General features: G+C 72.9%; 13 protein-coding genes and 3 tRNA genes. 4 read left to right on the top strand and 12 right to left on the bottom strand.

All coding sequences use genetic code 11. From position 1 onward, the window contains the following. Window positions 1–159: 159 nt before the first annotated feature. Window positions 160–2,616, bottom strand: coding sequence for a tetratricopeptide repeat protein (locus tag JO379_RS11000; protein WP_209514782.1), 2,457 nt, complete (start codon window positions 2,614–2,616; stop codon window positions 160–162). Window positions 2,617–2,772: 156 nt separating this feature from the next. Beyond that, window positions 2,773–4,392 carry an FAD-binding oxidoreductase gene (locus tag JO379_RS11005; RefSeq protein ID WP_209514783.1) on the bottom strand — a complete coding sequence of 540 codons (1,620 nt, stop codon included), beginning with the start codon at window positions 4,390–4,392 and terminating at the stop codon, window positions 2,773–2,775. Between the two features lie 535 nt (window positions 4,393–4,927). Between JO379_RS11005 and JO379_RS11010 the strand changes: the two genes are divergently transcribed. Continuing rightward, window positions 4,928–6,592 carry an APC family permease gene (locus tag JO379_RS11010; protein WP_242626019.1) on the top strand — a complete coding sequence of 555 codons (1,665 nt, stop codon included), beginning with the start codon at window positions 4,928–4,930 and terminating at the stop codon, window positions 6,590–6,592. A gap of 130 nt (window positions 6,593–6,722) precedes the next feature. On the opposite strand, the gene JO379_RS11015 is transcribed toward JO379_RS11010, so the two are convergent. From JO379_RS11015 to JO379_RS11025, 3 genes are all read right to left on the bottom strand, one after another. Next, window positions 6,723–6,799 (bottom strand) — tRNA-Ile (locus JO379_RS11015). Window positions 6,800–6,978: 179 nt separating this feature from the next. After that, window positions 6,979–7,051, bottom strand: a tRNA-Asn gene (locus JO379_RS11020). A 5-nt stretch (window positions 7,052–7,056) separates the two neighbouring features. Next, window positions 7,057–7,129, bottom strand: a tRNA-Asn gene (locus JO379_RS11025). Between the two features lie 264 nt (window positions 7,130–7,393). Here JO379_RS11025 and JO379_RS11030 point away from each other — a divergent pair. Then, entirely contained in the window at window positions 7,394–7,681 is a 288-nt protein-coding gene (locus tag JO379_RS11030; RefSeq protein ID WP_130877627.1) for a YtxH domain-containing protein, read from the top strand. A 42-nt stretch (window positions 7,682–7,723) separates the two neighbouring features. After that, window positions 7,724–9,160, top strand: a complete 1,437-nt coding sequence (locus JO379_RS11035; protein ID WP_130877628.1) for an FGGY family carbohydrate kinase — start codon at window positions 7,724–7,726, stop codon at window positions 9,158–9,160. A gap of 16 nt (window positions 9,161–9,176) precedes the next feature. Here the strand turns inward: JO379_RS11035 and JO379_RS11040 are convergent, their stop codons facing one another. The 6 genes from JO379_RS11040 to JO379_RS11065 form a co-directional block, all read right to left on the bottom strand. Beyond that, window positions 9,177–10,388, bottom strand: coding sequence for a sigma-70 family RNA polymerase sigma factor (locus JO379_RS11040; protein WP_372449066.1), 1,212 nt, complete (start codon window positions 10,386–10,388; stop codon window positions 9,177–9,179). Window positions 10,389–10,924: 536 nt separating this feature from the next. Further along, complete coding sequence (gene dnaG / locus JO379_RS11045; protein ID WP_130877629.1) at window positions 10,925–12,829, bottom strand: DNA primase; 1,905 nt, start codon at window positions 12,827–12,829, stop codon at window positions 10,925–10,927. A 40-nt stretch (window positions 12,830–12,869) separates the two neighbouring features. Then, window positions 12,870–13,328 (bottom strand): GNAT family N-acetyltransferase, encoded by a 459-nt coding sequence (locus JO379_RS11050; RefSeq protein WP_209514784.1) that lies wholly within the window; start codon window positions 13,326–13,328, stop codon window positions 12,870–12,872. Between the two features lie 44 nt (window positions 13,329–13,372). Beyond that, window positions 13,373–14,635 carry an NAD(P)/FAD-dependent oxidoreductase gene (locus JO379_RS11055; protein ID WP_130877631.1) on the bottom strand — a complete coding sequence of 421 codons (1,263 nt, stop codon included), beginning with the start codon at window positions 14,633–14,635 and terminating at the stop codon, window positions 13,373–13,375. A 206-nt stretch (window positions 14,636–14,841) separates the two neighbouring features. Beyond that, window positions 14,842–16,185: a deoxyguanosinetriphosphate triphosphohydrolase gene (locus JO379_RS11060; protein WP_130877632.1), complete on the bottom strand. Its 1,344-nt coding sequence runs from the start codon at window positions 16,183–16,185 to the stop codon at window positions 14,842–14,844. Window positions 16,186–16,297: 112 nt separating this feature from the next. Next, window positions 16,298–16,462 (bottom strand): hypothetical protein, encoded by a 165-nt coding sequence (locus tag JO379_RS11065; protein ID WP_209514785.1) that lies wholly within the window; start codon window positions 16,460–16,462, stop codon window positions 16,298–16,300. A gap of 278 nt (window positions 16,463–16,740) precedes the next feature. On the opposite strand from JO379_RS11065, the gene JO379_RS11070 reads away from it, so the two are divergent. Next, window positions 16,741–17,439, top strand: a complete 699-nt coding sequence (locus JO379_RS11070) for a SanA/YdcF family protein (RefSeq protein WP_209514786.1) — start codon at window positions 16,741–16,743, stop codon at window positions 17,437–17,439. Window positions 17,440–17,630: 191 nt separating this feature from the next. On the opposite strand, the gene JO379_RS11075 is transcribed toward JO379_RS11070, so the two are convergent. After that, a complete protein-coding gene (locus tag JO379_RS11075) occupies window positions 17,631–18,611 on the bottom strand; it encodes an adenosine deaminase (RefSeq protein WP_245381996.1) in 981 nt (326 codons plus the stop codon). Between the last annotated feature and the right edge of the window lie 56 nt (window positions 18,612–18,667).

Here is an 18,667-nt window from a genome sequence, read left to right on the forward strand (position 1 = left end):
GGACTGCTGGGTGACGAAACGCCGAGCCCGCGTGGCCGAGGCGAAGCCGACGCCCGGCAGGGCTGCCGGGTGAGCAAACGCCGAGCCCGCGTGGCCGACGCGAAGGCGCCTCACCGCTCGAGGCGAGGCCCCGGTCGGCGCCGGCAGCACCCACGCCCTCTACGAACCGGCGTCAGTCGCGCCGCCGGCAGAGGCCCCATCAGCGGACGCTTTTCCGGCGGCCGCACCGCCGCCGGCTGTCCCGTCAGCGGCTGTCCCGTCGGCGCTCGCCTCACCAGTGGGCTCGTCACCAGCAGCCATCCCATCGCCGGCCGTGTCAGCGGCTGCCGGGTCAGCGGCAGTCGTCCCACCAGCAGCCGTCCCGTCGGCAGACGTCCCACCGGTGGGCGCCCCACCACCGGCAGACGCACCGCCGCCAGCCGCCCCACCATCGTCGTCCCGCGCGGCCAGTCGCAAACGCACTGCCGCCGCCTTCACGCTGCCGATCCCCCTGTACGTCTCCAGCGCCACGCGCCACTCCCAGCGGGCGCCCTCGGGGTCGCCGCTCGCGGCCAGGACGTCGCCCCGCAGCAGCACCGCGTCCGCCCGCTCCTTCGGGGCGACGCGGGGCGGGAACAGGGTCATCGCCTCGTCGAGGCCCGCCAGCGCCTCGTCGGGGCGGTCGGCCCGCAGGCGGGCTTCCGCGTAGCGGGTGAGGGCGCGCGCCTCGTTGTAGCGGTCCGGGCGGGGGACTGCGGGGTCGTGGCGGTCGGTCAGGGCGGCGAACAGGCGGCGGGCGTTCAGCAGCAGCCGCGCCGCCTCCGCGTGGTCGCGGGCGGCGCTGTGGGCGCGGCCCCGGTGGTACTCCAGCAGCGCGCGCCCCCGTGGGTGCTCGATGTCGCCGAGCGCGGTGGTCGCCTCCCGGAACAGGGCGATCGCGTCGTGGGGGCGGCCTTCCCGGAGCGCGAGCTGCCCCAGGCCCTCCAGCGCGGAGGACGCGGTGCGCGCGTGCCCGATGCCGGCCGCCAGGGCGCGCGCCCGCTCGTAGTGGTGCCGCGCGGCCGCGTTGTCGCCGTCGCCCGCGCGGTCGTACAGCGCGAAGGCGGTCTCGTAGTGCATCCGGGCCAGGACGAGGTCGTCGCGCAGCCGCCCGGCCGCTTCGAGGGCCTGCTCGCACACGCCGATCCAGCGCGTGTGGTACTTCCGGCGGAAGAAGAAGCCCCGCAGCGCCTCGGCGAGTTCGCAGGTGAGCCGGTCACGGCCGGTGCGGGCGGCGAGCGCGACCACGGCGGCCGCGTTCTCCCCGTCCGGCTCCAGCGCGTCCAGGGCCGCCCCCTCGTTCTCGAAGACCGCGGTCGGCAGGCCGCCCGGGGCGAAGCGGGAACCGAAGCGCCAACGGTCGGAGACGAGGGCCTCGGCCGCCGCGGCCCGCTCCAGGTACCAGTCGATGATCACGTCGGCGGCCGTGTCGGACGAGGGCGTGTCGGACGAGGGCGTGCCGGACGACGGTGTGCCGGACGGGGGCGTTTCCTCCAGCCGCCTGCGCGCGTAGGCGTGGACCAGGCCGTTCATGCGGTAGCGGCCGGCCGTGGAGGGCTCCAGCAGCCGTTCGTGGACGAGGGTCCGTAATGCCTTGGCCCCCTCGCGCCCGTCGCCTCCCAGCCGCTTCACCAGGTCGCCCGCGAACTCGCCGGTGGGGTGTGCGCCGAGCATCCGCCAGACCGCCGCTGCTCTCTCGTCCAGGCCGGAGTAGGCGACGTCGAGGACCTTGGGGTAGGGGATCTCGTCGGCCACGGACAGCGCCTCCCATACGGTCTGCGGATCAGTGAGCTCGTCGGCGAGCTCGCGCAGCGCCTCCGCCCCTTCCGCCGCGCGCACGCGCGCGATACGCACCGCCAGCGGCAGCCCGGCGCAGGCGCGGATCACTTCACGGAGCGCCTGCCCGCCGTCGTGCCCGCCCTCGTGGCCGCCGTCCGGGCCGTCCTCGGCGACGGGGCCGAACAGCTGCGCGCAGGCGTCGTCGTCCAGCGCGTCGAGCGTCACGTAGTCCGGGCCGGGCTGCGTGACGCTCAGGCCGGTGAGCCGGTTGCGGCTGGTGACGACCACGACACTGCCGGGCGCCCCGGGCAGCAGCGGGCGGACCTGGGCGGGGACGACGACGTTGTCGAGCAGCATCAGGCTCGGCTCGTCGGCCGTCAGGGACCGGAAGTACGCCGACAGTTCGGCCAGACCGGCGGGCCGCTCCTCGCGCGGGGTGCCCAGCTGCCCGACGAAGGTCTCGAGCACGCTCACCGGATCGACCGGGGAGCGCGGGCCCTGGGGGCTCATGTCCGCGTAGAACTGGCCGCCGGGGAAGTCGTCGCGCACGTCGTACAGCCAGCGCAGCGCGACGGCGGTCTTGCCGATGCCCGGGATGCCGGTGATGACGACGAGCCGCGGGGCTCTGCGGCCCTCCCGTCCGGCCAGCAGCGCGTCGAGCTTCGCGCGGGGAGCGGCGCGGTCGACGAATTCCTCCGGCTCGGGCAGCAGCATGCGGGGCGTGCGGACGGGAGCCGCCTGCCCCCAGTGCACGTTCTGCGCCTGGATGACCGTTCCCGTGAAGGTGCCACCGGAAATGTCGTTGCCGATGAAGTCCACGCACCCCGCCCGTCGTCGTTCCGGCCACGACCAGCCCGTGCCGGGCCCCCACGATGTCGTGATCTCGCGGACTCAGTGTGCCAAGCCGACGGCGGACGGTGGTGCGATGTGCGCCACACCGGCGCGAAAGGGCCCCGGAGAGGCCCGGAAATCACGTCACTTCGGCGGGCGGATGGAGAGGGCGTGCCGGAATTCGTCACGCGGGTCCCACCGCGCCTTGACGCGCTGCAGACGGGGGTAGTTGTCCTTGTAGTACAGGGTGTGCCATGCGGTGCCCGAGGTGTTGAGGGCGGGGTCGGCGAGGTCGGTGTCCGGGTAGTTGATGAAGGAACCGTCGCTCACCGTGCCCGGCACGGGTACGCCGCCGCTGTCGGCGTACACGGACCGGTAGAGGTCGCGCACCCACGCCAGGCACACCTCGGAGTTCCCTCGCCGGGCCTCCCAGCTGTTCATGTAGACCGCTTTGAGGATCGAGTCGCGCTGGGCGACGGCCGTCGCCCCGGCCGGAACCGTGTTGACCTTCCCGCCGTAGGAGATCAGCCACAGGGAGCCGTCCACATCACCTTCCGTCTCGCTCGAAAGATGGTCATGGACGGCGGCGATCTGCCGGTCCGTGAAGCGCCTGCGGAGATAGGCGGCCTTGGCTTTGAAGGAAGCCGGGGCCGTCTCCTGCACGCTGGCCTCGGACTGCAGCCACGACTCTTCCTCCTGCCCCCGGTCGGGCCGTGCCCCCACCCCGCGGCCGACCGCGGCGACGTAGTCGTCGATCAGCCGCCTCGCCCCCTCTCCGGTGGAGTCCAGGTGCCCCACGAGGCTGACGGTTCCCTTCCTGCGGCTGTTGAGCATCAGGACGCTGAACAGCCCCGCGTAGGGCGAGTGCGGCGCGCGGTCGTGCTCGTGCCAGGTGCCGTGATTGCGCACCAGTTCGCTGAACGAGCGCTGGTCGAGATCCTTCCAGGACCAGGTGGCGTAGAAGGTGGTGACCGCTTCCGGGGCCCTGGGCAGCAGGTGCGCGGGGTCCGAGCCCTTGGCCGCCGGGTCGCGGAACCAGTAGCGGGTGACGATGCCGAAGTTGCCGCCCCCGCCGCCGGTGTGCGCCCACCACAGGTCGTGGTGCGGATCGGAGGGCTCCCGTGTGGCCACCACGGCGGAGGCCTTCCCGGAGGCGTCCACGACCACGACCTCCACGGCGTGGAGGTGGTCCACGGACAGCCCGTACCGGCGCGACAGGGAGCCGTACCCGCCCCCCAGGACATGGCCGCCGACGCCGACCTCGGCGGTCGCGCCCGCCGGGATGGTCACGCCCCAGCCGAGGAACAGTGTGCGGTACACCTCGCCGAGTAACGCGCCGGGCTCGACCGCGAACGCCCGCCGCCGGGCGTCGTAGGAGACCGCCCTCATGGGGGAGACGTCGATGACGACACGGACCGAGGGATCGTCGACGAAGTTCTCGAAGCAGTGCCCGCCGCTGCGCACGGCGATGCGCTTGCCCTCCCGCACCGCCTGCTGCACCGCGCCCACGACCTGAGCGGTCGTGTTCACCACGCGCACGTAGTCGGGCTTTCCGACGAAGCGGGCGTTGGAGCCGCGATGGGTCAGGGAGCGGTAGCGCGGGTCCCCGGGGGCGACGGTGACCGGGGCCGGCGGGGGCGGGCCGTCGGTGGGCGGCGCGGCGAGGGCGGCCGGGGCGGTGACGCCCTGTGCGGCCGCCGCGGCGGCCGTTCCGCCGAGCACCGCCGCTCCTGCCAGTACGCCGCGTCGTGTCACTTCCGCCATGGCCCGCTCCCCTTGTCGCCTCGTTGCCGCTTGCTGCCGGAAAAGATCTCCTCCCACGATGGGCGCCGCGATCAGGGGGAACATCGTCCGTAATGACCAACTGCCCCTCCACCGAAGGGAGTAGGGGCTCCCCTAGGGGCCCGGAGGGGGTCACTCCGCGTCCGGGGCGTACGCTCCGTAGTCGTGGGCGATGCGAGCATGACATCGCCACCGTCGGGGCCGAATGTAGCCGTTACCCCCGGTTGGCGTAGTATGTCCGGCGTCGCTACTGCGTCCTCGGCCATCCCGTCGCCATCGAGCCCGAACAGCCGTCGATCTTGATTCACGGCCCACCGGACTCGTTCGCGCCATACCCGGTGTCCGCTCCCGGGGGCCGATTCGGCGGAGCCCATGGGGCCGGCACGCAGTGCGGGCGGCTGCTTTCCGCCCAGCCCGCAGACGGCGTCACCGGTCGGTGCGCGCCGACGGAGCAGGCCCGGCAACCGGATGGCCGAGAGGCGCGGAGGCGCTCCCTCGGGCTCCGGACAGAACGGAAATGCACGTCGTGGACATGAGCGCGGCCAATCGAAAAGGCCTCAGCCTCTTCGCCCTGATAATGATCGGACTGGGGTCGATCTTCGGCTCGGGCTGGCTCTTCGGAGCCGGTCAGGCGGCCCAGGTCGCCGGGCCCGCCGCGCTGGTCGCCTGGGTGATCGGCGCCGTCTTCATCGGCATGATCGCCATGACCTACGCCGAGGTCGGCGCCGCCTACCCGCTGCCCGGCGCCATGGCCCGGTTCGGCTCCATCTCGCACGGCCCGGTGCTGGGCTTCGTCACCGGCTGGGCGGTCTGGATCGCGACCGCCTCCCTGATCCCCATCGAGGCCATCGCCGGCACCCAGTACATGTCGTCCTGGAGCTTCGGCTGGGCCCGGGGCCTGGTCGCCGACGGCAGCCTCACCGGCACCGGCATGGTGACGGCGTTGCTCCTGACCGTAGCCCTGTGGCTGGCCTGCTACTGGTCGGTCGAGCTGCTGGCCCGCGCCAACAATCTCCTGACCCTGGTGAAGTTCGCCATTCCGGTCCTCGCGGTCGGCGCGCTCATCGCCTCCGGCTTCCACACGGACAACTTCACCGCGCACGGCGGCTTCGCCCCGAACGGCTGGTCCGCCGTCCTGACCGCCGTCACCGCCTCCGGCGTCGTCTTCGCCTTCAACGGCTTCCAGGCCGTCGTCAACCTCGGCGGCAACGCCAAGAACCCCGGCCGGGCCATCCCGCTCGCCCTCGTCGGCGCGCTCTCCCTCGGCCTGGTCATCTACCTCGCCCTCCAGATCGCCTTCCTCGGCGCCGTACCGCCGGAGCGGCTCGCCGAGGCGGGCGGCTGGAACGGGATCAACTTCGCGTCGCCCTTCGCCGACCTCGCCAAGCTCTTGATGCTGCACTGGGTCGTCACCATGCTCCAGTTCGGCGCCTTCATCTCACCGAACGGCGCCAACATCGGCAACGTCGCCTCGGCCGCGTACCTGGCCCAGAACCTCGCCGACACCGGCTTCTTCCCCAAGAAGATCGCCGAGGTGCACCCCCGCTACGGCGTCGCCCGCCCCGCCATGTGGCTGAACCTGGGCTTCTCCGTGCTGCTGCTCCTCACCGTCGGCCACAGCTGGGAGGCCCTGGCGAGCGTGGTCTCCGCCGCGATGGTCGTCTCCTACCTCATGGGCCCGATCGCGGTCGGCGTGTTCCGGCAGACCAAGCCCGATCTGCCCCGCCCCTTCCGCCTCCCCGCCGCCTCGGTGCTCTGCCCCGTCACCTTCGCGTTCGCGGCCTGCGCCCTGTACTGGTCGAAGTGGCCCAACACCGGCAAGGTCGCCGTGCTCACCCTGATCTCGGTGCCCATCGCCGCGGTGGTGCTGCGCAGGCGCGGCGGGACGAGTCTGCGCCGGCAGTTCGCACCGGCGTGGTGGATGGTCGCGTTCCTGCTGTGGCTGTCGCTGCTGTCCGCCCTCGGCAGTGCCGAGTTCGGCGGCCACGGCGTCATCCCGGGCGGCCTCGACATCACGCTGGTCGCCGTCTCGGCCGTGGGCTTCTACTTCTGGGCGGTGCGCGCCGGCGTCCAGGCCCACCGCGCGGGCCTGCCGGGCCCCGACCCCGTCCTCGGCGCCCCCGCCGCCGGGCCCGTGCCCGGACAGCGCCGGCCCGAGCCCGTCGGGACCGTCGCCTCCTGACCCCGACGGCCCGGCCCCACCCCGGCCTCACCAGCGCGGACGCGCCCATGACCAAGGGCCGCCACATCAAGATGTGGCGGCCCTTGGTTGTACAAGCACACAGGTCAAACGTTTCTTCGAAGTAACCGTGTGGTGGGGCGGGTGGGACTCGAACCCACGGCCGACGGATTATGAGTCCGCTGCTCTAACCGGCTGAGCTACCGCCCCATTCACGGCGCGTCGCGCACATCTGTGCGCGCCGTCTGCCGCAGCATAGCTGCTCATACGATCTGCTGCCCCTGAGGGTCCGCTTTGCGTGACCAGCCTGCCCATGAGGACTTCGATCACGCATGGATGGTTCCCTCCGGGCATGAAAAAAGGGCCCTCAAGGGGCCCTTCCTCCACTGCTCCCCCGACTGGACTCGAACCAGTAACCTGCCGATTAACAGTCGGCTGCTCTGCCAATTGAGCTACAGGGGACTGCGCTCCCCCGACTGGACTCGAACCAGTAACCTGCCGATTAACAGTCGGCTGCTCTGCCAATTGAGCTACAGGGGATTGCTGCGGTGCCTCGAATGCTCTGCCCTCCGGTCTCCCGGGCGGCGTGCGCTCGCTGCGACACATACATTAGCGCAAGCTGGGGGGTGCTCCGCCAATCGGTATCCCGTGAGTGACCTTCGGGTCCGCCGGGTAGGCGGTGCACAGCCCCGAACGGCCCCCGCCGACACGCGCGGGGACCGGCAGGGCTCAAGGGTCATGAGGGTCGTCACGGTCGTCAGGGTCTGCGGGATCCGAGGGAAGTCCGAGGGAAGGTGGAGCGCGATGCGCTACCGACTGACGTTCATCATGGGTGCGGCCGTCGGGTACGTACTCGGCGCGCGAGCCGGGCGTGAGCGCTACGAGCAGCTGCGCAAGGGCGCGCAGCGGGTCGCGCAGAACCCCGCGGTGCGCAATACGGCGGAGTCCGCCGCGCAGAACGGCCGGGCCATGACCGGCAAGGCCCTCCACAGCCTCGGCGAGCGGATGCCCGCCTCGGTCTCGGACCGGATCCGCGGCCTGCGCGAGAAGGGCCAGGGGGCCGAGGACGACTGGGGCACCAGCAACACCTGACCGATGACGGACACGCGCCGGGGATTTGGCATCATCCTCCGCATGGGCATAGTCGCGGGGCTGGACAGTTCCACCGAGAGCACGAGAATCGTCGTCTGCGACGCGGAGACGGGCACCGTGCTCAGGCAGGGCTACGCCCCGCATCCGACGACGGGCCCCGAGGGTGATCCGCAGGCGTGGCTGGTCTCGCTGGGCGAGGCCGCCGCGGGCGGACTGCTGGAAGGCGTGCAGGCCATCGGCGTGTCCGCGCAGCAGCACGGGCTGCTCGTCCTGGACGCCGGCGGGGTGCTCGTCCGGCCCGCGATGCTGGGCAACGACCGGCGCGTACAGGCGGCGGCCGCCGATCTGACCGACGCGCTCGGCGGCCGGGCCGCGTGGGCGGAGGCCGTCGGGTCGGTGCCGCAGGCCGGGCAGGCCGTGGCGAAGCTGCGGTGGCTGGCGCGCAACGAACCGGAGTCGGCGACGCGGGCGGCCGCGCTGATGCAGCCCCACGACTGGCTGGTGTGGCAGCTGCTCGGGCGCCCCGTACGGCGCACGACCGACCGCGGCGCCGCGTCCTCGACCGGCTACTGGTCGGCGGCGACCGGCAGCTGGCGGCCGGATCTCGTGGAGCTGGCACTGGGCCGCCAGGCGGCCCTGCCCGACGTGCTGCACCCCGCCGAGCCCGCCGGGCACACCCCCGAGGGCCTGCTGATCTCCGCCGGTACGGGCGAGACGATGGCGGCGGCCTTCGGGCTGGGCGTCGGCCCCGGCGACGCGGTGATCTCGCTCGGCGCGTCGGGCTCGGTCTTCGCCGTGCACCACGAGGCGCTGGTGGACCCCACGGGCACGATCACCTCCTTCGCGGACGCGACCGGGCGGCATCTGCCGGTGGTGCACACCCTCAACGCGGTACGGGTGCTGCGCGGCACGGCCGAGATCCTCGGTACGGATCTGAACGGGCTGTCCGAGCTGGCGCTGCGGTCCACGCCCGGCGCGTACGGGCTGGTGCTGCTGCCGTATCTGGAGGGCGAGCGCACCCCGCACCTGCCGCACACCGCCGGAACGCTGGCGGGGCTGCGCCGCGAGAGCATGAAGCCGGAGCATCTGGCGCGGGCCGCCTTCGAGGGCATGCTGTGCGGGCTCACGGACGCCCTGGACGTGCTGCGCGGGCGCGGCGTCGACGTGCGCCGGGTCTTCCTGCTGGGTGCGGCGGCCGAGCTGCCGGCCGTGCAGGCCGTGGCGCCGGCGCTGTTCGGCGCGCAGGTCGTCGTCCCGCAGGCGGCGGACTACGCGGCGCTGGGCGCGGCCCGGCAGGCCGCGTGGGCGCTGGGCGTCCAGCAGGGCGTGCTGTCGCACCTGGAGCCGCCGCGCTGGCCGGCCGCGGCCAGCCAGGTCTTCGAGCCGGGTGAGGATCTGGCGGTGGGGCAGGCCGTGCGGCAGCAGTACGTGACCGTGCGCGAGCAGACCCACCCCGGGGCCTTCCAGGGCGGCGCGTGAGGTCCGGCCGGCCGGGTCAGTCCAGGTAGCCCCGGAGCTGGTCGGCGAAGGCGTGGTCGCGAAGCTTGTTGAGGGTCTTGGACTCGATCTGGCGGATGCGTTCGCGGGTGACGCCGAAGATCCGGCCGATCTCCTCCAGGGTGCGGGGGCGGCCGTCCATCAGTCCGTAGCGCAGCTGCACGACCTTGCGCTCGCGCTCGCCCAGCGTGGAAAGGACGGCTTCCAGATGCTCGCGCAGCAGCAGGAACGCGGCCGATTCGACGGGTGAGGCGGCGTCGCCGTCCTCGATCAGATCGCCGAGCGCGACGTCGTCCTCCTCACCCACGGGGGCGTGCAGCGAGACGGGTTCCTGGGCGAGGCGCAGGACTTCGCTGACCCGCTCCTCGGAGAGGTCGAGATAGGCGGCGACCTCCTCGGCGGTGGGTTCGTAGCCGCGCTCCTGGAGCATCCGGCGCTGGACCCGCACCACGCGGTTGATCAACTCCACGACGTGGACGGGGACCCGGATCGTGCGGGCCTGGTCGGCCAGCGCCCGCGACATGGCCTGGCGGATCCACCAGGTCGCGTACGTCGAGAACTTGTAGCCCCGGGCGTAGTCGAACTTCTCAACGGCCCTGATCAGCCCGAGGTTTCCCTCCTGCACGAGATCGAGCATGGTCAGCCCGCGGCCGATGTAGCGCTTGGCCACGGAGACGACGAGGCGCAGGTTCGCCTCGATGAGCCGGCGCTTGGCCATCCGGCCGAGGACCACCAAGCGGTCGAGGTCGAGGGCTAGTTGGGAGTCGAGGTCGGGGGTGCTGCCGAGCTTCTCCTCGGCGAAGAGCCCGGCTTCGACACGGCGGGCCAGCTCCACCTCCTCGGCGGCGGAGAGCAGGGGGATGCGGCCGATCTCGCGGAGGTACTGGCGGAAGAGGTCGGAGGACGGGCCGCCGGTGTCGGCTGCCCGCACCGCCGGCTCCGGGGGCGGCTCGTCGGCGAAGCTCTCGGACACGGGTGGCTCGGACTGCCGTGGCACGGCCGGGGCCGTTTCGGCCGGGGCCTGGGGCAGGGTCGGGGTCCGGGTCTGCACGGGGGCGACCTCCAGGGTGATCGCTGCCGATTCGGGGGCGGCATGCGCAGGAGGGACGGAGACGGCCGGGCCGCCGTCCGTCCCGGGGATCAAGAGCGACTTCGCGAAGGGCTCCGGGTCCAGTCGCCCGGACCTGCCGCGCTCCGAGGACTCAGGCACCGCCCACCAGTGTGGGGTACGACACAGTCCCGCCACGAGGGGCGTGCGGGCATTTTCTGAGCCCGCACGGTGACCGGCCGATTACTGAACGAGTCCCTCGCCGTGTCCTCGCCGGGCGGGCCGGGGCGACGGGGTCCCTGCGGGACGGGCGGTTCCGTCGGCGGACGGACGGTTTCCTCGCCGGACGGGGCCGTGTTCCGGCCGGACCGGCCGGGGCAGGCGTCCCTGCGGGACGAGCGGGTGGCCTCGCCGGACCGGCCAGAACGGTCGGTGGCCCGGCGGGACGGGCCGTCTCACCCGCAGGGCAGCGCCCGGCCGGGGCGCGGTCCGGTGTCCGCACCGGTAGCGGCCCACCACCCCGCGGGGGCGGGTCAGCCGGCACCGCCGAGACTTCCACCGCCCGGCCAGGGCAAAGGCGGATGCCGCGCCAGCAGCGGCTCACGAGCTCGGCTCAGCGAAAGCCGTCACGCGGCGGACGCCGCAGTCGCGGCAGGAGCCTGGCCGAGCCACCGCCCGGCCAGGCCAAAGACACCGCGCTACAGCGCAGCCGCGCCGCGGTCCTTGAGGGAGCGGCCGTACTGCTCGAGGACCCACAGTTCGTTCTGCACGGCGGTCAGGTGCTCGGGGGCTGCCTGCGCGCCCAGGCGGACGAGGTTGCCCTGGACTTCCTCGATGCGGCGCTCGACCGCCCGCAGGCGGACCTGGACGAGCTGCACGCCCGCGTAGATCTCGTCCACGTTCTTGTTGTGGATGGCTTCCACGGCCAGCTCCGTGACCATGGCCCGGACCGTGTCGTCGGGGGCGACGTCGCGGACGCGGGCGAGGTAGTCCTCGGCGGCCTGGGTGACTCCCCCGGCCTGCTCGATGGCGCGGCGCACGGCGACGTACGGCGGGGCGGTGAATTCGTCCTCGCCGTAGGCGTCGAAGGCGGGGGCGACCAGCTCCGGGCGCTGGAGGGCGAGCTTCAGCAGCTCGCGCTCCGTGCGGTGGGCGGGGCTGCGGAGGTTCAGGGCGGGGCCGCCGCGCGCGGGGGCCTGCTGGGGGGCGGCGGACGCGGCACGGTGCTGCCGGGCCCCGCCCTGCCCCTCGCCGGGGCGGACACCACGCTCGCGGGCCCAGCGGGCGAGCTGGCCCACGCGGCGGACGACGAACTGCGTGTCGAGGATGCCGAGCATGCCCGCGAGCTGCACGGCGTACTCGTGCTGGATGGAGCCGTTCTTGATGTTCGCGACGATGGGCGCGGCGGCTTCCAGGGCCGCGGCCCGGCCCTCGGCGGTGTCCAGGTTGTGCCGGGCGACGACCTGCCGGATGGCGAACGCGAAGAGCGGGGTGCGGGTGTCCACCAGGGCCTGGACGGCCGCGTCGCCCTCGGCGAGCCGCAGCTCGCAGGGGTCCATGCCGCCGGGGGTGATCGCGATGGACGTCTCGGCGGCGAACTTCTGGTCGTCCTCGAAGGCGCGCAGGGCCGCCTTCTGCCCGGCCGCGTCGCCGTCGAAGGTGAAGACGACCTCCGCGCCGGAGTTGTCCATCAGCAGCCGGCGCAGGATCTTGATGTGGTCGCCCGCGAACGCGGTACCGCAGGTGGCGATGGCGGTGGTGACCCCGGCCAGGTGGCAGGCCATGACGTCGGTGTAGCCCTCGACGACGACGGCGCGGCTGGTCTTGGCGATGTCCTTCTTGGCGAGGTCGATGCCGTAGAGGACGTGGGACTTCTTGTAGAGCGGGGTCTCGGGGGTGTTGAGGTACTTCGGGCCGTTGTCGTCGTCGCGGAGCTTGCGGGCACCGAAGCCGATGACCTCGCCGGTGATGTCGCGGATGGGCCACATCAGCCGGCCGCGGAAGCGGTCGATGGGCCGGCCGTTGCGGCTGTCCTGGGCGAGGCCGGAGAGGATCAGCTCCTTGTCGCTGAAGCCCTTGCCGCGCAGGAAGCGGGTGAGGTGGTCCCAGCCGGCCGGGCTGTAGCCGACGCCGAAGTGCTGGGCGGCGGCCTGGTCGAAGCCGCGGCTCGCGAGGAACGCGCGGCCGATCTCGGCCTCGGGGCTGTCGAGCTGCTCGACGTAGAACTTCGCGGCGTGCTTGTGCGCCTCGACGAGGCGGATGCGCTCGCCCTGCTGGCGGCCGGGGGTGTAGCCGCCCTCCTCGTACCGCAGGGTGATGCCGGCGAGGCCCGCGAGCCGCTCGATGGTCTCGGCGAAGGAGAGGTGGTCGATCTTCATGACGAAGTCGACGGTGTCCCCGCCCTCCTGGCAGCCGAAGCAGTAGAAGAGTCCCTTGGCGGGGCTGACCTGGAACGACGGGGACTTCTCGTCGTGGAAGGGGCACAGGCCCTTCAGGTTTCCGCCGCCCGCGTTGCGCAACTGGAGGTACTCGGAAACGACGGCGTCGATCGGGACCGCGTCCCGGACCGCCTTCACGTCGTCATCGTTGATCCTGCCTGCCACGCCGTGAATTCTACGGCCGGGGTACGACAGTCCGGACCGCTCACCCCGGGAGCTTGATCGTGAAGAGGTAGTGCGGGCCGACCGACTCCACGACGAACTCCTCGCCGGTGACGGTGAAGCCCTGGTGCTCGTAGAAGCCCCGGGCGGAGGTGCGGCCGTTGCACCAGGCGAGCCCGGCGCCGCGGGCGGCGGCCTGGTCCAGCCCGGCCCGCAGGACGGCGACGCCGTAGCCGAGGCCCCGGACGGCCGGGTCGCTGGCCATGCCCCGGAAACGGTACGCGGCGTCCCCGGCCTCCCCGGGGAGCGCCTCCGGGAAGAAGCTGACACACGCCCGTACCGCCCCCCGCTCGTCGTACGCCGCGATGTGGAACGTGCCCGGGGCCGCGTCCTCCGCGAAGACGGCGGCCTCCGCGGGCAGGCCCGGCCGCAGCACCGACCGGCGCAGCTCGAAGATCTCCGCCACGGGTACCACGGCCGTACGGGCCGGTGAGGTCGTCATACGGATCACGCTACGTCCGGCGGGGCACCCCGTGGAAGCCCCGCCTACGGAAGCAGTGACTCCAGGGGGACGGCCGGGTCGGCGAGGGCGTTCGGGTCGAGCCGGTGGCCGGAGCGGATCAGCTTCTGGACGGTGTCCGTGACGTCCCACACATTGACGTTCATCCCGGCGAGCAGCCGGCCCTCCGCCAGCCAGAAGGCGATGAACTCGCGCTTGCCGACGTCACCGCGGCAGACGACCTGGTCGTACGAGCCGGGGGGCGCGTAGCCGGAGTACTCCAGGCCCACGTCGTACTGGTCGGAGAAGAAGTAGGGCACCCGGTCGTAGGACACCTCCTGGCCCAGCATGGCGCGGGCGGCGGCGGGGCCCTCGTTGAGGGCGTTGGCCCAGTGCTCGACGCGCAGCCGGGTGCCGAGCCACGGGTGCTCGGCGGCCGCGACGTCGCCCGCGGCGAAGATGTCGGGGTCGGAGGTGCGCAGCGAGGCGTCGACGGCGATGCCGCCGCCGTCGGCGCGGTCGACGAGGGCGAGGCCGGCGGCTTCGGCGAGGGCGGTGCGCGGGGCGGCGCCGATCGCGGCGAGGACGTCGTGGGCGGGGTGCTCCTCGCCGTCGTCGGTGCGGGCGGCCAGGACCATGCCGTCGTGGCCGGTGATCTCGGTGAGGCGGGCCCCGAAGTGGAAGCGGACGCCGTGCTCGGAGTGCAGATCGGTGAAGAGCTGGCCCAGCTCGGGGCCGAGGACGGTGTGCAGCGGGGTGGGCTCGGACTCCACGACGGTCACCTCGGCACCGTAACTGCGGGCCGCGGCGGCGACTTCGAGGCCGATCCAGCCCGCGCCGGCGATGACGAGGTGGCCGTTGTCGCGGCCGAGAGAGGCGAGGACGCCGCGCAGCAGCTCGGCGTGGGCGAGGCGGCGCAGGTGGTGCACGCCCGCGAGGCCGGTGCCGGGGATGTCGAGGCGGCGGGGTTCGGCACCGGTGGCCAACAGCAGCCGGTCGTAGTGGATCCGGGTGCCGTCGCCGAGGCGCACGGACTTGGCCTCGCGGTCGAGGTGGACGGCGGGCAGGCCGAGGTGCAGCTCGATGTCGGCCTGGGCGTACCAGCCGGGTTCGTGGACGAAGACGCTCTCGCGCTCGTCCTTGCCGATGAGGTAGCCCTTGGAGAGCGGCGGCCGCTCGTAGGGGTGGTCGCGCTCGTCACAGATGAGGATCACCCGCCCGGTGAAGCCCTCCGCCCGGAGGGTCTCGGCGGCCTTCGCGCCGGCCAGGCCCCCTCCGACGATGACGAACGTCTGGTGTGCGTCGACCACTTGCTGCCTCCTCGATGCCACGCAGAACGTCTGCGTTAACCGCCCCCGGTCGTAAAATCAGCAGTGCCGAGCGTCCCGCACGGAGCCTGCCGCCGGAAGAGGGACTACCCCGGACGGGTCAGACCGTCTCAGCCCGTCCGGCGTTCGAGGACCGGGGTCCGGGGCGGAGCCACGGCAGTGACCCGGCCCGGCCCCCGACGCCCGGCTCACCCCCCGGCCCTGGCCCCCGACCGCCCCGCCGCGAGGCGAGCCCGCAGGGAGCGGGCCGAGGCGTCGGTGAGCGCGGCGATCTGGTCGATGACGGCACGCAGCCGCCCCGCGTCGTCGTCGGCCTCGGCGAAGAGGGAGCGGAACTGCGGGTCGAGCCCGTCGGGCGCGCGGGCGATGAGCGCCTCGGCCAGCTCGGCGATGACGATCCGCTGGTCGGCGCGGAGCTTCTCCTGGTCCTCGCGCTGGATGACGTAGCGGTCGGCGACGGCCTTCAGCACGGCGCACTCCAGGCGGGTCTCGCGGGGGACGACCAGCTCCGCGTGGTAGCGGGTCAGCCGGCCCGGCCCGAAGGCGGCGCGGGTGGCGGACTCGGCGGCGAGGCAGAAACGGCCGATGAGCTGGCTGGTGGCGTCCTTGAGGCGGGCCTGGGCGACGGCCGAGCCGTCGTAGCCGTGCGGCCACCACTCCTGGTCGAGGAGGCGGTCGAGGGCCTCGGCCAGCGCGGCCTCCTCCGCCCCCGGGGCGTAGCGGCCGGCGGCCACGGCGAACACCTCGCGGCGCTCGGGGTCGGCCTGGAGCATGTTGGGGTCGAGGTGGCCGGCGTGCAGCCCGTCCTCCACGTCGTGCACGGAGTAGGCGACGTCGTCGGCCCAGTCCATGACCTGGGCCTCGAAGCTCTTGCGGTGCTCGGGGGCGCCCTGGCGGAACCACTCGAAGACGGGCACGTCGTCGGCGTAGACCCCGAACTTCCGGGAGCCCGGGTCGGTGGGGTGCCCGCCGCGCGGCCAGGGGTACTTGGTGGCGGCGTCGAGGGCGGCGCGGGTGAGGTTGAGGCCGACGCTCACCAGCCGCCCGGTCGGGGCGCCGTCGAGCTTCTCCGGCACGAAGCGCTTGGGCTCCAGACGGGCGAGGAGGCGCAGCGACTGGGCGTTGCCCTCGAAGCCGCCGCAGGCCTCGGCGACTTCGTTCAGCGCCTGCTCGCCGTTGTGCCCGAAGGGCGGGTGGCCGAGGTCGTGGGCCAGACAGGCGACCTCCACCAGGTCGGGGTCGCAGCCGAGGGCGGCTCCGAGCTCCCTGCCCACTTGGGCGCACTCCAGGGAGTGGGTGAGGCGCGTACGGGGGCTGGCGTCCCAGGCCTGGCCGCTGACGCCCGGCGTGACGACCTGGGTCTTGCCCGCGAGGCGGCGCAGCGCGGCGGAGTGCAGCACCCGCGCACGGTCCCGCTGGAAGGCGGTGCGACCAGGGCGTTTGTCGGGCTCGGTGGCCCATCGCTCCAGGTCCGGCGCGTCGTATCCGGCGATGCCGGGCTGTTCCGTTGCGGTCCGTGCTGTGCCGTTCATACTCCGACCGTAGCCGCCGGGTCTGACAGCTGCGCCCGCGTGCGGCCGTGCTGTCGGCCGACCGGTGCGGAACGAGCCGGGCGGGCGGGACGGCGGCGGGACGGCGGGCGGCTCAGCCGTAGGGGGCGGGGTCGTGGGGTACGGGGCCGGCCGGGGGCAGCCGGGCGAGCTGGGTGGCGAGCTGGGCGCTGATGAGCTTCAGCAGCTGCGCGGGGCCGGAGAAGTCCGCGAAACCGAAGTCGTCGCCCTGGCCCGCCGAGTCGCAGGCGCACGCCAAATCGCCGGCGCGCGCTAAATCACCCGGGCAGTCCGATGGGCCCGCGCCTGCGGATTCGGCGGTGCGGGGACCGGTCGGGCCGGTGGGGGCGGAAGCTGTAGGGGTGGTGGCTGTCGACGCCTTCATGGTGCCGAGTCTGACGACCCGGAGTTGCCGTGTCGTTGCGTCCCGGTGACGGCTCGTTTCCCATGGTTCGTCAGCCCTCCGGCGGGGCGTCCGCGGCGGGAACCGCACCGGGTGTCGGGGCGTTGATGCTTTGGCGAACGGGGGACAACGACATGAGGTTGGCGCGAAATCTGCGGCAGCGCCTGCGGTTGCCGGCGACCAGACGCGGGCGCCGGCGCGCGCTGTGGGCCGTGGTGGCGGGCTGTGTGCTGGCACTGCTGCCCGTCACGTGGGTGTACGCGGCGGCGGAGCCACGGCTGCGGGAGGTGCGCGACGTGCCGTCGGCGCCGGTCGCGATGGTCTTCGGCGCGGGCCTGTGGCAGGGCAAGCCGTCCCCGTATCTGGCGCACCGCCTGGACGCGGCGGTCGAGCTGTACCGCGCGGGCAAGGTCCGGGTGATCCTGGTGACGGGTGACAACGGCCGCACGGACTACGACGAGCCGGACGCGATGCGCCGCTACCTGACCGATCACGGGGTGCCGGACAGCCGGGTCGTCAGCGACTACGCGGGCTTCGACACCTGGGACTCCTGCGCCCGCGCCAAGCGGATATTCGGGGTGGACCGGGCCGTGCTGATCAGCCAGGGCTTCCACATCCGCCGCGCGCTGGCGCTGTGCGGGGCAGCGGGCATCGACGCGTACGGCGTCGGGGTCGACGCCGTGCACGACGTCACCTGGTACGGGGGCGGGGCCCGCGAGGTCCTCGCCGCGGCCAAGGCCGCGCTGGACGCGGTCGTCCGCCCGAGCCCCACGTTCCTGGGCCCGCACGAGCCGGGTGTCGAGCGGGCCCTGTCGGCGGCGGAGCGGGACTGAGGCCTTGCAGCCCAATGGGCTGAGCTCAGCCACATCAAGCCCGCCGCCGTACGGGCTGAGTATGGGCTGAGCTGAGCCCAGCCACATCAAGCCCGTCCGGCGATTGAGGACGCGCCCGCAGGGCGCCCCCCGCCGCAGGCGGCAAGACGGCCCGCAGTCCGCAGTCCGCAGGACAAACCGCCGGCCAACGCCTAATACACGTCAACTTCCTTCAGGTACAGCGCCCGCGTCTCGTCATCGAGAAACGCGGCCAGGAAGGAGTTCCGGGCGAGCGTGCGCAGCGTCTCCAGGTCCAGACCCAAAGCGTCCCGCACGGCGGTGAAGTTGTCGTCCGCGTAGCCGCCGAAGTAGGCGGGGTCGTCGGAGTTGACCGTCACCAGCAGTCCGGCGTCGAGCATGGCGGGCAGCGGGTGGTCGGCCAGCTCGTCGATGACGCGCAGCCGTACGTTCGACAGCGGACAGAGCGTCAGCGGCACCTGGTCGGCGACCAGTCGGGCCACCAGGGCGTCGTCCTCCATGGCGCGCACCCCGTGGTCGATCCGGTCGACGCCGAGGATGTCGAGCGCCTCCCAGACGTACGCGGGCGGGCCCTCCTCCCCCGCGTGAGCCACGCACTTCAGCCCGGCCTCGCGGGCGAGCGCGTACACCTCACGGAACTTCGACGGCGGGTTGCCGACCTCGGCCGAGTCCAGGCCGACGGCCGCGATGCGGTGCAGCTGGGGGCGGGCGGCCTCGAACGTCGCGAGCGCGGATTCCGCACTCTCGTCACGCAGGAAGCACATGATCAGGCGCGTGCTGATGCCGTACTTCGCCGGGGCGGCGTCGAGCGCGCGCGTGAGGCCCTCGATGACGGTGTCGATCTCCACACCGCGCGCGGTGTGGGCCTGCGGGTCGAAGAAGATCTCGGCGTGCCGCACGCCCTGCGCCTGCGCGCGGGCCAGATAGGCGTCGGCGAGGTCGGCGAAGTCGTCCTCGGTGCGCAGGACGGTCATCAGCGCGTAGTAGAGATCCAGGAACGACTGGAGGTCGGAGAAGGAGTAGGCGGCTCGCAGTTCGTCCTGCGTGGCGTACGGCAGCTCGACGCCGTTGCGCGCGGCGAGCGCGAAGGCCAGCTCGGGCTCCAGCGTGCCCTCGATGTGGAGGTGCAGCTCTGCTTTGGGTATCGGGGGCAGCGACACGGTGGGACCTGATTCCTGTTCCTGAAACTGCTCTGTACCTGCTGTGTACC

Origin of the sequence: Streptomyces syringium (assembly GCF_017876625.1) — a bacterium.
Taxonomy (GTDB): Bacteria; Actinomycetota; Actinomycetes; order Streptomycetales; family Streptomycetaceae; genus Streptomyces; species Streptomyces syringius.